This window comes from Kitasatospora sp. NPDC043950 (assembly GCF_056435345.1).
This window is the reverse complement of record NZ_JBWKER010000041.1, coordinates 68605-81945: the sequence shown is the minus strand read 5'-3', so window position 1 is coordinate 81945 and position 13341 is coordinate 68605. Positions and strand designations below refer to the sequence as shown.

The window sequence follows — 13341 nt, the reverse complement described above, 5'->3', positions numbered from 1 at the left end:
TGACTTTTGGCACGCTGTTGAGTTCTCAAGGAACGGACACTTCCTTCGGACCGCCTTCCAGCGGGCCCTCCGGGCGCTTCGTTCTTTCGTGTTTCCAGCTTACCAGATGTTTTCCGCTCCGTTTCCGGTGCTTCGTTCATCCAACTCGCTGGTGTCTTCTGCGGCTTGACGCCCCGTCCGACGTTTCAAACTCTAGCCGATCCCTGCTCCGAAAAGCGAATCGACCGCAATCCAATAAAACGAACAAGCCGAATAGGAACCAAGCCGCGACAAGACGCGACCCAGCCCGAACCGGGAAGTGGTGTTTCGAAAGGATTGGCTACGGCGGGACCGTCCGCGCAAATGCGTGTCCGGTGCTCCCTGCCAGGCAGCTCGAAGAACACTAGACCTCGGGCAAGGCCGAGTCAAGCGCCGGTTCCGCCTCGGTGGCGCTCTCTTCGGCCACCTCTTCCTCCGCCTTCTCCTCCGCCTCCTCCGCCGGCAGGTGGAAGGCCAGGACGGCGACGTCGTCGTCGTGCTCGGAGGTCACGCCCATCGCCCGCAGGAGGCGGGCGCAGATCACCTCCGGGGCCCCGACCGCGCCGGTGAGGGTGCGGGCGAGGAGGTCGAGGCCCTCGTCGATGTCCTCGTCGCGGCGTTCGACCAGGCCGTCCGTATAGAGGACGCCGGTGGTCCCGGGCAGCAGGCGCAGGGTGTGCGAGACGTGGAGGCCGTCGCCGGTACCGAGCGGCGGGCCGTTCTGCTCCTCGCTGCGCAGGACCGTCCCGTCGGGGCAGCGCAGCAGCATGGGGAGGTGCCCGGCGGAGGCGTAGGAGAGGGTGCGGCGCTGCGGGTCCCAGACGGCGTACGTGCAGGTGGCGATCTGGTTGGCGTCGATCTCCATGGCGAGGCCGTCGAGCAGGCGCATCACCTCGTGCGGGGGCAGGTCGAGCCGGGCGTAGGCGCGGACGGCGGTGCGCAGCTGGCCCATGACGGCGGCGGCGCGCAGGCCTCGCCCCATCACGTCGCCGATGACCAGGGCGGTTCGGCCGCCGTCGATGGCGATGACGTCGTACCAGTCGCCGCCGACGGCGGCCTCGGCGCCGCCGGGCTGGTAGGTGGCGGCGACCCTCAGGTCGGCCGGCTGGTCGAGCTTCTGCGGGAGGAGGCTGCGCTGGAGGGTGACGGCGGCCTCGCGCTGGCGGCGTTCGGCTTCGCGGAGCCGGGCGGCGGCGAGGACCTGGTCGGTGACCTCGGCGGCGAAGATCAGGACGCCGGCGGGCGGTCCCTCGGTGGGGGTGTCCCCGGTGTCCCCGGTGTCCCCGGTGTCCCCGGGGCCGAGCGGGACGCAGGAGACGTTGTAGTAGCGGTTGCCGGTGAGGCCGAGGATGCAGCGGGCCTTGACGCTGCGCGGGCGGCCGCCGCGGATGACCTGGTCCATCAGGGCCAGGACGCCCATGGTGCCGAGTTCGGGGAGGGCTTCTCCGGCGGGCAGGCCGGTGGTGCGGTCTCCGAAGAGTTCGCGGTAGGCGCGGTTCGCGTAGCCGAGCTGGTGGAGCGGGCCGTAGGTGACGGCCACCGGGGCGGGGATCCGGTTGAGGACCTCGCGCAGGTTCTGGGGTTTGTGCAGGTCGAGGAGTTCGGCGGCGGTGGCCAGGTTGGTGGGGTCGCGGGGGCCGGGGACGACGACGCCGTCGGCGGAGGGCGCGCCCTCGTCGGTGCCGGCCCCGGTCGGCGGGGCGGCACGCCAAGGGACTCCGGTGAGCCGGGCGCTCCAGCGCATGAGGTTCAAACGACGGCCGCTTCCTCGATTTCCAGGCATATCATCACTTTTTGTGTGCGCATCAGCACACGGGGTAATGACTAGGTTGGGCTGATCCTGTCAGGCAAGGGCCCGATTCCGGAAGTCGCCCGCCCGGCGTGGCCGCCCGTTCCGCCCCGGCGCGGGGCACCGGGGCGCTCACCGCGGGGCGTCCGGACCGCCGTCGGGCCGCGGCCCGGACCCGGCCTCGAACTCCGGACGCGGATGCTCCGCCGCCCCCAGCGAGACCACCTCGCGGGAGAACAGCCCGCCCAGCACCCAGTCCATCAGCACCCGCACCCGGCGCTCCGCGCTCGGCAGGCGCCGCAGGTGCCGGGCCCGGTGCAGCCACCAGGCCCGCCGCCCGGTGATCCGGCGGCCGCGCCGGGTGTGGGCGACGGCCCGGCGCAGGCCCAGTGAGGTCGAGCAGGCGGCGTGGCCCGGCCGGTACTCGGCGAGGCCCGGGGCGTGCGGTCCGGCGTCCAGGGCGACCGCGATGTTCCGGGCGAGCAGCTCGGCCTGGGCGAAGGCGTGCTGGGCGTTGGGCGCGCAGGGCGCCCCGTCCGCGTCGGGGTCCGGTACGGCGGCGCAGTCCCCGGCCGCCCAGACGCCGGGCAGCGCGCGTCCGTCCGGGCCGACGGCTTGCAGGGTGGCGAGGCAGCGGACCCGGCCGAGGGTGTCCAGCGGCAGGTCGGTGTCGCGCAGCAGCGGGGCCGGCCGCACCCCGGCCGTCCAGACCAGGGTGCGGGCACCGAAGCGGCTGCCGTCGGACAGGGCGACGACCCGGTCCGCGGCGGACGCCAGGGTGGTGCGCAACCGGATGTCGACGCCGCGTTCGCGGAGCTGGCCGAGGGTGTGCTCGGCCAGCTCCGGCGACTCCTCGGCCAGGATCCGGTCGGTGGCCTCGACCAGGACCCAGCGCAGGTCCTCGGGGCGGACGTTGTGGTAGCCGCGCACCGCGGTCCGGGCCATGTCCTCCAGTTCGGCGAGCGCGCCGACGCCCGCGTACCCGGCGCCGACGAAGACGAAGGTGAGCGCGGCCTGGCGCAGGGCCGGGTCGCGGGTGGCGGAGGCGAGGTCGAGCTGTTCCAGGACGTGGTTGCGCAGGCCCACGGCCTCGCCGACGGTGGAGAAGCCGCGGCCGTGTTCGGCCAGGCCGGGCACCGGCGCCGTCCGGGAGACCGAGCCGGGCGCCACCACCAGGACGTCGTAGGGGAGTTCGATCGGCGCGGCGGCCTCTCCGGGTCCCGCGGCGTCGGCGAAGGCGCGGCGGGCGGCGTGTTCGATCCGGGTGATCCGGGCGGTCAGCACCCGGCAGTCCGGCAGGGCCCGGCGGAGCGGGACGACCACGTGCCGGGGGTCGATCGAGCCAGCCGCGACCTCGGCCAGCAGCGGGTGGTAGGTGAAGTAGGCCTGGGGCTCGACGACGGTGATCTCGACCTCGCCGCGTCGCAGCCGTTCCCGCAGGCCGCGCTGGAGGTGCAGCGCGGTGGCCATCCCGGCGCAGCCTCCGCCGGCGATCAGGATTCTGATGGTGCACCTCCTGCCGATTGGCGCTTCCTCCCGGCCCCGCGGCCGGGGGTGTCCCCCCTCGCGCCCCCCTATGAAGGACCGGCAGGGGCGGTCTTGTCCACAGTCCGTACCGCGCCGGATGTGACGGGAGTCGACGGGTGGGGCCAGTTGTGCTGCCCGGGCGACTTTCTGACGGACTTTCGGCCGCGAACAGGCGTGAACTATGGTCGGATTGTGTGCCGGAGCGGTTACCGCCATGACAATCGGCGGCGACGCACCGTGGAGCGGCCACTACGGCCAGTTCCAGCGTTGGCTCGAGAACCCGACTGCGGGACAGTCATCCGGGGAAGGGTAGTTCCCGGACAAGGCCCCGGACGGTGCCGACGCGCCGAGCCGGACGCGAGCCGGCCCGGAGGCACGAACCGTGGTCACGAAACGGGACGGGCGGCAACGAGCGATGGGTCATCAGGTCATTTCTGACGGGCTGAGCTGCACCGGGGGGTGCAGGGGCGGGCGACGACAGGGTCCGGGTTCGGGCGCCTGCGGGGGAGAGTTGGGATGATGGAGCAGGAGCAGGTGTTGGGGCGAACGGGAACACCGCACGCCGGCCAGGGCATGGTGCCGGAACAGCGCGGCCCGGTGGACCTGCCACCGGAGGTCGGGGCCGCCTATCCGGGCGTCCCCTACCGGGTGGAGCCACCACCGGCCACCGTGCACGTCCCCGGGGCCCGACTACGGGTGGACGCCCGGCGGAATCTGGAGAGCGTGCTGCGGGCCGCCCGCGAGGTGTTCGGCGAGTTCGGCTACGGCGCGCCGATGGAGGAGGTCGCACGCCGGGCCGGGGTCGGCGTCGGGACGGTCTACCGGCGCTTCCCGAGCAAGGAGGTGCTGGTCCAGCGGATCGCCGCCGAGGAGGTGGCCTGGCTGACCGCGCAGGCGCGGGAGTCGCTGTACGGCGGCGGCGGCGCCTGGGAGTCGCTGGCCGGTTACCTGGCCCGGGCGGTCAGCACCGGCGCCGGGCGGCTGCTGCCGCCGGAGGCGTTCCGGTACGCGGAGGAGCTGGGCCGGGTGCCCGAGCAGCGGGTGCCCGAGCCGGCCGCCGTCCGGTTCGACCTGCGCGGCGAGGACGCGCAGAACGGTGCGGCCGTCGAGCCGTCGGCGGCCGACGCCGATCCCCGGCTGCTGCTGCAACTGCTGGCCGCCCTGGTCGCCCGGGTCGGCGCGGCCGGCGAACTGCGGCCGGGCGTCACGGTGTCGGACGTCGTGCTGGTGCTGACCGCCTCGGTGCCGGTGCACGCGGCCCGCACCGCGCCGACCACGGCCGGCTTCTCGGCCGGGGGGCAGCAGGCAGAGGGGCAGCCGACCGCCGGCCCCTCGGACCGGCTGCTGGAGATCCTGCTGGACGGCCTGCGGGCACGCTGACGCGCCACCACGGGCGCGGACCCCGCAGGTGGCGGGGACGGGAGTTGGACGGGAGACCGGCGCGCGGACCAGTCACGCGCGCCGGGTGCGGGCGGTACGCAACCACCCGCCCTGTGCTGGCCGAACACATCCGCGACGGCTCCTCGGAAGAGTGGGTCCCGGCCGGTCCGGCTACCGCCCATCTCTGCGCTATGCCATCCTTTGCCCGTGGTTGGAGCCAATGTCCCGATGCGCGCCCTTCGCGCGCCCTCGGCGCCGTACAGCGCGGAACCGTGCGCCCACGCGCTCCCGCGCGCCCTGCCACACTGCGGGGGCTGTCGTGGAATCTGGGGTCCGTTGTGAGCGCCGAGGAACAGAACGACTACGGGTACGGCCTCGACTTCGGCCCGTCCGGAGGCTTGACCGGGGGACTGGCCGACGGCTCGTCCGGCAGCACGTCCAGCACGTCCAGTACGTCCGAAGGCCCCGCCACGGCCTCCGGCGGCCCGGCCCAAGTACCCGGCGCCGCACCGGGTTCGGCCACCGGCCCGACCACCGGACACGTGCCCGACCAGGCGGGCATGCCCAGCCGCGAGTCCCTCTCCGCCTCCGCCGCCGCGCTGCCACCCGGACGGGTGCCCGGCCAGGCCCCGGCCGGCCGGGGCGGCGTCGCCCCCGAGGCGTTCGTCGGCGCCGGCCGCCCCGCCCGCCCCACCGTGCCCGCCCCCGCCGACCCGGTCGACGGCGAGCGCCCGGCCTCCGACGCCGAGTTGACCGCCCGGGTCCGGGCCGGCGACGACACCGCGTACGAGGAGATCTACCGCCGGCACGCCGACTCGGTGCGCCGCTACGCCCGCACCTGCTGCCGGGACAGCTTCACCGCGGAAGACCTCGCCGGCGAGGTCTTCGCCCGCACCCTGCAAGCCCTGAGGGCGGGCAAGGGCCCGGAGTTCGCCGTCCGCGCCTACCTGCTGACCGCCGTCCGGAACGTCGCCGCCGCCTGGACCCGCAGCGAGCGGCGCGAGCAACTCGTCGACGACTTCAGCGTGTTCGCCCAGACCTCGGCCGCCGTCGTCGACCTCGACCTGGCCGACCCCGGCGCCGATGCCTGGGCGATGGCCATGGCCGACCAGCGCATGGTCATGCAGGCCTACGCCGAACTGCCCGAGGACGACCGGGTGGTGCTCTGGCACACCGAGGTCGAGCGGGAGTCCCCGAAGACCGTCGCCGTGATGCTCGGCAAGACCGCCAACGCCACCGCCGTCCAGGCCCACCGGGCCCGCGACCGGCTCGCCGCCGCCTTCCTCCAGGCGCACGTCTCCGGCAGCCAGGACCGCACCTGCGAGGCGTACGCCAACCGGCTCGGCGCGTACGCGCGCGGATCGCTGCGCAAGCGGGCCTCGGCGGAGGTCGGACGGCACCTCCAGGGGTGCGACCGCTGCACGGCCGCCTGCCTCGAACTCACCGAGATCAACACCGGCCTGCGCGCGCTGCTGCCCGGCGGCGTGCTCGTCTGGATCGGGGTCGGCGGGTTCGGCGCCGCCGCGGCGGCCGTCGGCGGAGCCGCCGCGGTCGGCGGTGCGGCTGCGGGCACCGCGGCGGCCACCTCCGGAACCGCGGGAGCCGGTTCGGGTGCGGGTGCAGCGGGTGCGGGCGCCGGTGCGGCCTCCGGCGGAGGCGGGGCCGGAGCCGGCGCCGCGGCCGGCGAGGGCCTGGGCACCGCTGCCAAGGCCGGGATCGCCGCCGCCGTCGCGGTGGCCGCAGCCGCCGTCGCCGCGTACGCGCTCACCGGCTCGCCCGAACCCAAGCCCCCCACGGCCGCGCCTCCCGCCGCCGGCGCCCCCGCCACCCCCCGGCCGCAGGCCCCCGCACCCGGGCCGCCCGCGCCCGCCGACCCGGCGCCCAGCAGCACCGCGGCCGCCCCGGCACCGTCCGAGCCGAGCCCGAGCCCGAGCGCGACGCCGGTCACCCGGTCGACGCCCGCCCCGGCAGCCGCCCAGACCACGACGAAGGCCGCGTCGCCGGTCACGCCGAGCTCGACGACGCCCAAGCGGACCCCCACGCCGCCGCCGGCCCCGGACGTCCCCGCCGTGCCGACGCCCAGCGTGCCGCCGCTGCCCACGCCCGAGCCGCCGGTCATCCCCGTCGTGCCCACGCCCACCGTGCCGCCGCTGCCCACCCCGACGGTCACCCCGCCCTCGCCGCCCGCGCCCACCGACTTCTGGGCCGACTCACTGCCCGTGGTCAAGCCCGGCAACAACCGGGTGCCGCCGCCCGGCCCCAGCATCCGGCAGAAGGGCAGCGACTGGTTCTGGCAGCACGACAGCGCCTGGATCGGCGGCGAACGCCACGGGCACGCCATCACCGTGCACGCCCCGGCGACCACCCTGATCGACCTCAACCGCAGCTGCACGTCCTTCGACGCGGTCGCCGGAGTCGACGACGCCACGCTCTCGCCGGGCGGCGTGGTCTTCTCCGTCCAGGGCGGCGACGGCGGCACCCTGTGGCGCTCCCTCCCGCTCGCCGCGGGGGACGACGCGGTACCGGTGCACGTGCCGCTGGCCGGGCAGAAGTCGATCCGGCTGGTGGTCACCCCGGTGCACGGGATCTGGTCGGCGCTCAACGTGGCGGACTGGGCCGAGGCCCGCTTCAGGTGTTCCTGAAACGGGCCTCGGCGGGGGCTGCGTGGGGTGGGACCCACACGGGGTGGGGCTTGTACGGGGTGGGCCTGTGCGGGGTCAGATCGCGCAGGAGCCGTCCGCGCAGGCCTCCCCCGCCGGGGCGACCTGCACCGGCGCCGGGCGGGTCTCGCCGATCTCGGCGGCGACCTGCTCCAGCACCTTGCGGAAGGTCTCGGCGTCCTGGCCGCCCTGCACCGCCCACTTGCCCTCGAACACGAAGGTCGGCACGGCGGTGATGCCCAGCTCCCGGGCCTCGGCCAGCTGCGCGCTCACCTCGGTGGCGCCCTCGTCGCCCGCCAGGTAGGCGGTCACCCGCGCCCGGTCCAGGCCGGCTGCCACGGCGACGTCGGTCAGCGCGGCGCGGTCGCCGACGTCGACACCGTCGGTGAAGTGCGCCTTCAGCAGCTCCTCCTTCAGCCGCCCCTGGACGGCCGCGCCGTACTCGGTCTCGGCGAGGTGCAGCAGGCGGTGGCCCAGGAAGGTGTTGGCGTGCAGCGCGGCGTCGAAGTCGTACGTGATGCCCTCGGCGCGGCCCAGCTCGGCCACCCGTGCGTCCATCGCCACCGACTGCGGGCCGTAGCGCTCGGCCAGCCACGCGCGGTGCGGGCTCGCCGTCGCCGGCGCGTCCGGGACCAGCTGGTACGGCCGGTAGACCACCTCGACGCCCTCCTTGCCGGCGAAGCCCTCCAGGGCCTGCTCGAAACGGCGCTTACCGATGTAGCACCACGGGCAGGCGATGTCGGACCAGATCTCGACCTTCATGAGGGGACTCCAGGGGTGGGGCGGGGACGGGTATCGGGATAGGTGAACGATGAACCATCTCGGTACATTCCCGGCACCCCGGTCAGCTTCCCTGGTCAGCGACGCCCTGACCCGGGCTGGTCAGCACCCCGACCCCGCCCCGGATCAGCCTTCCGCGGGCGCCGGAACCACCAGCACCGGGCACGCCGCGTGGTGCACCGCCGCCGAACTCACCGAACCCAGTAGCAACCGCGCGAACCCCCCGTTCCCCCGCGTGCCGAGCACCAGCGTGTGCTGCCGGGTCGAGGCCTCCAGCAGCACCTCGATCACGTTCCCCAGCACCACGTGCAGCGACATCTCCCCCGCGTACGGCCGGGAACGCTGCCCCTGCACGGCCACCACCGCCCGGCGCAGCCCGTCCGCCATGCTCTCCACCAGCGTCTCGACGCTCTCCTGCACCAGCTCCGCCATCCCCGGCGGGTAGCCGGCCGGCGCCGGGTTCACCACGGCCAGCACGTACAGCGGTAGCCCGAACGACTCCGCCTCGGTCATCGCCCGGTCCAGCGCCCACAGCGACCCGTCCGACCCGTCGCAGGCCGCCAGTACCCCCGGCGGGCGCCCCGTCGGCGGCCGTCCCGACACCGACAGCACGACGGGAACGGACTGCTCCGGGCTCACGCTGGCCACCACGGCTCTCCTCACCGACGGACTCATTGCCCGCCATCATCACCTGCCCCGGCTCCCGGACCCCGCCGCCCGGCCGGGCGCGGCGCCCGGAGGGGGTCAGGAGGGCCGGACGGGGCCGAGGGCCGGGGGTTGGGCCAGGGGAAGGCCGGTCCAGCAGGCTCCGTGGCGGCGGGCGCGGACGCGGCGGAGCCAGAGTTCGGTGGAGACCAGGTCGGCGAGGCCCGCCAGGGCGGCCGGGGAGAGGGGGGTGGCGGGGTCGGCGAGGCCGGCGCGGACGGCGGGGAGGTCGATGAGGCCGGCTTCGGCGAGGAGGGGGGCGTCGAAGAGTTCGGCGAGGCCGTCGGCGGCGAGGCGCAGGCCGGCCCGGGCGGGGGCGGTGCGGTCGGGGCGGGGGCCGCGGCCCCAGTCGGGGGGCAGGTCGGTGCGGCCGGCGCCGGTGAGGACGGCGTGCAGGAGGGCGTGCCGGGCTCCGGGTTGGAGGCGGACGTCGTCGGGGAGCAGGCGGGCGGCGCGGACCACCTGGTTGTCGAGGAACGGCGCGTGCAGCCGCTGGCCGGGCTGTTCGGCGGCGTGGACGAGGGTGCGGTAGGAGCGCGCGTGCCGGTAGAGGGCGTGCCGGGCACGGTGTGCGCCCGGGCGTTCGTCGGGCGCCGGTCTGCGCGCTGCCAGTCGCAGCCGGAGGGCGACGGAGGAGAGCGCCTCGTCGGAGAGCCAGCGGGCGGCCGGGCCGGGGACGCACCAGGCGAGGTCGCCGACCGAACGGTCGCCCGCCGTACGGCCGCCGCCCGGGAGGTGGCGGGCCGTCAACTTGGCGGCGGCGTCGTCCAGCGCCTCGGCGTACCGGACCCGGGAGAGCCGGTGGGCGGCCCGGACCACGGTGAGCGGGGTGCGCAGCGCGCCGGCCAGGACGCCGACGACGGCCCGGTCGGCACCGGCCAGCGCGGCGACCGGGGGCAGCAGTTCGCGCGGGCGGCCGGCCCGGATGAGGTCGGCGAGCCGGGCCGGGTGGCCGTCGAGGACCTGGCGGGCACCGTAGCCGGTGAGGTGGTCGGTGCCGCCGGCGTCGAAGCGGGCCTCGGCACGGGCGGCGGCGACGAGTTCGGGCCCGGGCTCGTCGGTGAGCCGGCCGGGCGGTGCGTCGGCGTGCAGTCCGGCGTACGGGAGGGTGTCGGGGCCGGGGTGGAGCACGGTGTGCCGCAGCCGGGGGGTGTCGGGGGCGAGCGCGAGGGTGGTGGGGGGTTCGGTCTCGCCGAGCGTGACGGCGGCCAACTGTTCCGGGGTGGAGGGTTCTTGGGCGGCGACGCGGGCCCAGGAGCCCTTGACCGCGCCGTTCCTGGCCCCGGCGCCGACGGCCGGCAGGCGCTCCGGGCCCGTGCTCGCGGGCACCGGCGGCAGCGGCACGGCGGCGGCGAGCAGGGCGACGGTGGCGGAGGCGGTGCCGTAGGAGAGGTCGACGCCGAGCCGGGCGCGGCCGGCCGGGCCCCGCGCGGTGGCGGGCGCGGTGGTGCGGACCCGGGAGCGGACGGACTCCAGCAGCGCGCGGGTGAGTTCGCGGACGGCGGGCGCCTCGTCGCGCGGCTGCTCCCGGACGGCGGGGTCGTCGTAGGCGGAGAGGTAGGGGTGGCCACTGCGGATGGCGAGCACGTGGCCGGGCGGCACCCGCTGGACGCCCAGGTACGGGGTGCCGGCGCCGAGGGCCTCGGGCGATTCGGGGCAGGCGAGCCGGGCGGCGAGGTGGCCGGTGTCCAGCGGGGCGCCGACCAGGTCGGCGAGCGGGAGGGCGGCGGTGGCGTACGCGGTGCCGCCGGCCCAGGGGGTGTGGAAGACCGGCTGGGCGCCGGCCAGGTCGGTGAGCAGCAGGGTGGAGCGGGTGCCGGTGCGCAGGACGGCGGTGTAGCTGCCGGGCCAGGCGGTGAGGTGGCGGACGGCGCCGCCGCGGGCGGCGGCGAGGCCGGCTGCGAGTTCCGCGTCGGTGGCGCCGCAGTGGCCGAGGACGGCGAGGCGCAGGGTGGCGGGGGTGTCCTCGACGGGGTCGGGGGCGGTGGGGCCGGTGGTGACCGCGGCGGGGGCGCCGGGGCGGAGGGTGGCGAGGCGGATCTCCTCGGGGCGCCAGCCCCCGACGGCCCAGAGCGGGTTGGGTCCGGTCCACAGGGGGCGCGCGGCGATCGGTGCGACCGTACCGAGTGCCTCGTGCGCTGGTGCGCCCGCCCGGGGCGTGCCCGTGCTCCAGCCCGTCAGCCACCGCATCGCGCCTCCACCGGACGAGGACCTGCACCCGTACGGCGCTTCCGCCGCCGGGCGGCTCCTCGCCGGTCCGCGGTGTGCCGTGGCGGCCGCCCCGGGTACCGGCGCGCCGTCAGGAGACATCGTGCCACCGGTTGGCGCTCCCGTGGCCCGTGTTGCCGGTTCCGGTTCCGCCGGTGGTCCCGGTGCGGGGCGGTTCCGGGCCCGGCGGCGATCCCGTTGCGGGCAACGGGTGTTGACGTGTTCGCGTGGTCCGCGGGGCGGGCCGGGCCTTCCCCTCCCCGGCCCGGACCGCCCCCCGCGCCGCCTTTGGCATGGGCATCGCGAGATGGCCGAAAGGCGTCGCCCAGCCCGGGAGGGCATCCGCATGCCCTCCCGGACTCAGCCGCCGCCCGCGGGGATTGAGGCGGCGGCATCCCCCGGCCCGCCGGGTCCTCGACGGCGGGCCGACCCACGACCACCAGCGAATCGCCGACCAGCCGGTCGAGCCAGGGGGCACGGCCGGGCGCACGTGAACACAGGACCGGAGCACGACGCTCCGGCGCGCGGCACCCCCGGCCCGATCCGAGTGGTCCGGACCAACCCCGGCGAGGAGCCCGCGCCGCACCGCCGGGTGCACGATCCCGCCATCCGGAATGCGGCCTCTTAACCGTCGGAACGCGTCCGACTACTCTAGGTACAGCAGCTACGGCCCGGTGCCGCCCGGGCCCCGAGCACAAGGCCGCAGGAGGTGCCGCCGCCACCATGACCGTCAGCCCACGAGGACCGAACGAACGGCTCGGCACGCTCCTGACCCTCGCCCAGATCAGCAACGCCGGACTGGCCCGCCGGGTCAACGACCTGGGCGCCCAGCGCGGGCTGACCCTGCGGTACGACAAGACCTCGGTGGCCCGCTGGGTCAGCAAGGGCATGGTCCCGCAGGGTCCCGTCCCGCACCTGATCGCCACCGCGATCGGCGGCAAGCTCGGCCGCCCGGTGCCGCTGGAGGAGATCGGCCTCGGCGACACCGACCCGGCCCCCGAACTCGGCCTGGCCTTCCCCCGCGACGTCGCCGAGGCGGTCCGCTCCGCCACCGACCTGTGGCGGGTCGACCTCGACCTGCGCCGCGGCCCCGGCGGCGGCCGCTGGAGCGACAGCCTGGCCGGCACCTTCTCGGTCGCCGCCTACGCGACGCCGGTGTCCCGCTGGCTGATCACCCCGGCGGACGGTTCGGTCGCCCGGGAGGCGCCGCGCGCGCCCAGTGAGGCGTCCTCCTACCGGGTCGGCCACTCGGACGCCGCCAAGCTCCGCGAGGCCGCCCAGGAGGCCCGCCGCTGGGACTCCAAGTACGGCGGCGGGGACTGGCGTTCGTCGATGGTGCCGGAGTGCCTGCGGGTGGAGGCGGCCCCGCTGCTGCTGGCCTCGTACAGCGACACCGTCGGCCGGGCGCTGTTCGGCGCGACCGCCGAACTGACCAGGCTGGCCGGGTGGATGGCCTTCGACACCGGGCAGCACGAGGCCGCCCAGCGCTACTACATCCAGGCCCTGCGGCTCGCCCGGGCCGCCGCCGACGTGCCGCTCGGCGGCTACGTGCTCGCCTCGATGAGCCTCCAGGCCGGCTACCGGGGCTTCGCCGAGGAGGCGGTGGACCTCGCCCAGGCCGCCCTGGAGCGCAACCGGGGCCTGGCCACCGCCCGGACGATGAGCTTCTTCCACCTGGTGGAGGCCCGGGCCCAGGCCAAGGCCCGCAACGCGGCGGCGTGCGCGACGGCGCTCGGCGCGGCGGAGAGCGCACTCGAACGGGCCCGCGCCGGGGATCCCGATCCGGCGTGGATCGACTTCTACGCCTACGACCGGCTCGCCGCCGACGCCGCCGAGTGCTTCCGCGACCTCGGAGTGCCCTCCAAGGTCCGCCAGTTCACCCGCGAGGCACTGGCCAAGCCCACCGAGGGCTTCGTCCGCTCGCACGGACTGCGACTGGTGGTCTCGGCGATGGCCGAGGCCGAGGCCGGCAACCTGGACGCCGCGGTCGCCGCCGGCGAGCGCGCCGTCGAGGTGGCCGGCCGGATCTCCTCCCAGCGCAGCCGGGAGTACGTGGTGGAGATGCTGCGCCGCCTGGAGCCCTTCCAGGGCGAGCGCCGTGTCCGGGAGCTGACCGAACGGGCCCGCGCGGTCCTGGTCGCCCCGGCGTGACCGGGGGCGTGCCCGGCGGCAGTTGAGGTGCACCGGCGAGAGGGGCCCGGGCACTCAGGTACGGCACCGCCACCTGGGCCCGGGCGCCCTCGACCGGTCCCGCCCGGCGTGGCAGCATCGGCG

7 protein-coding genes and 1 pseudogene are annotated in these 13341 nt (G+C 76.0%); 3 read left to right on the top strand and 5 right to left on the bottom strand.

Going from position 1 to position 13341, the window contains the following annotated elements; translation table 11 throughout:
• Window positions 1-475: 475 nt before the first annotated feature.
• Window positions 476-1771, bottom strand: a pseudogene (locus AC07BF_RS26055) (PP2C family protein-serine/threonine phosphatase); the annotation flags it as partial.
• Window positions 1772-1939: 168 nt separating this feature from the next.
• Entirely contained in the window at window positions 1940-3277 is a 1338-nt protein-coding gene (locus AC07BF_RS26050) for an NAD(P)/FAD-dependent oxidoreductase (RefSeq protein ID WP_380380867.1), read from the bottom strand.
• Between the two features lie 573 nt (window positions 3278-3850).
• Here AC07BF_RS26050 and AC07BF_RS26045 point away from each other — a divergent pair.
• Window positions 3851-4714 carry a TetR/AcrR family transcriptional regulator gene (locus AC07BF_RS26045; RefSeq protein ID WP_363628083.1) on the top strand — a complete coding sequence of 288 codons (864 nt, stop codon included), beginning with the start codon at window positions 3851-3853 and terminating at the stop codon, window positions 4712-4714.
• Between the two features lie 338 nt (window positions 4715-5052).
• A complete protein-coding gene (locus tag AC07BF_RS26040) occupies window positions 5053-7356 on the top strand; it encodes a sigma-70 family RNA polymerase sigma factor (RefSeq protein WP_363581315.1) in 2304 nt (767 codons plus the stop codon).
• 75 nt (window positions 7357-7431) lie between these two features.
• Here the strand turns inward: AC07BF_RS26040 and AC07BF_RS26035 are convergent, their stop codons facing one another.
• The 3 genes from AC07BF_RS26035 to AC07BF_RS26025 form a co-directional block, all read right to left on the bottom strand.
• Window positions 7432-8136, bottom strand: coding sequence for a DsbA family oxidoreductase (locus tag AC07BF_RS26035; protein ID WP_363581317.1), 705 nt, complete (start codon window positions 8134-8136; stop codon window positions 7432-7434).
• Between the two features lie 144 nt (window positions 8137-8280).
• A complete protein-coding gene (locus AC07BF_RS26030; RefSeq protein WP_363581319.1) occupies window positions 8281-8802 on the bottom strand; it encodes a universal stress protein in 522 nt (173 codons plus the stop codon).
• Window positions 8803-8898: 96 nt separating this feature from the next.
• Window positions 8899-11049, bottom strand: a complete 2151-nt coding sequence (locus AC07BF_RS26025; protein WP_478333976.1) for an asparagine synthase-related protein — start codon at window positions 11047-11049, stop codon at window positions 8899-8901.
• 741 nt (window positions 11050-11790) lie between these two features.
• Here AC07BF_RS26025 and AC07BF_RS26020 point away from each other — a divergent pair.
• Window positions 11791-13218, top strand: coding sequence for an NsdA family TPR-like regulatory protein (locus AC07BF_RS26020; RefSeq protein WP_063348294.1), 1428 nt, complete (start codon window positions 11791-11793; stop codon window positions 13216-13218).
• Window positions 13219-13341: the final 123 nt, after the last annotated feature.

Coding starts and splice junctions, on each gene's coding strand:
- AC07BF_RS26045 (WP_363628083.1), top strand. CDS start 3,851: ATGATGGAGCAGGAGCAGGTGTTGGGGCGAACGGGAACACCGCACGCC.
- AC07BF_RS26025 (WP_478333976.1), bottom strand. CDS start 11,049: ATGCGGTGGCTGACGGGCTGGAGCACGGGCACGCCCCGGGCGGGCGCA.
- AC07BF_RS26020 (WP_063348294.1), top strand. CDS start 11,791: ATGACCGTCAGCCCACGAGGACCGAACGAACGGCTCGGCACGCTCCTG.
- AC07BF_RS26050 (WP_380380867.1), bottom strand. CDS start 3,277: ATGGCCACCGCGCTGCACCTCCAGCGCGGCCTGCGGGAACGGCTGCGA.
- AC07BF_RS26035 (WP_363581317.1), bottom strand. CDS start 8,136: ATGAAGGTCGAGATCTGGTCCGACATCGCCTGCCCGTGGTGCTACATC.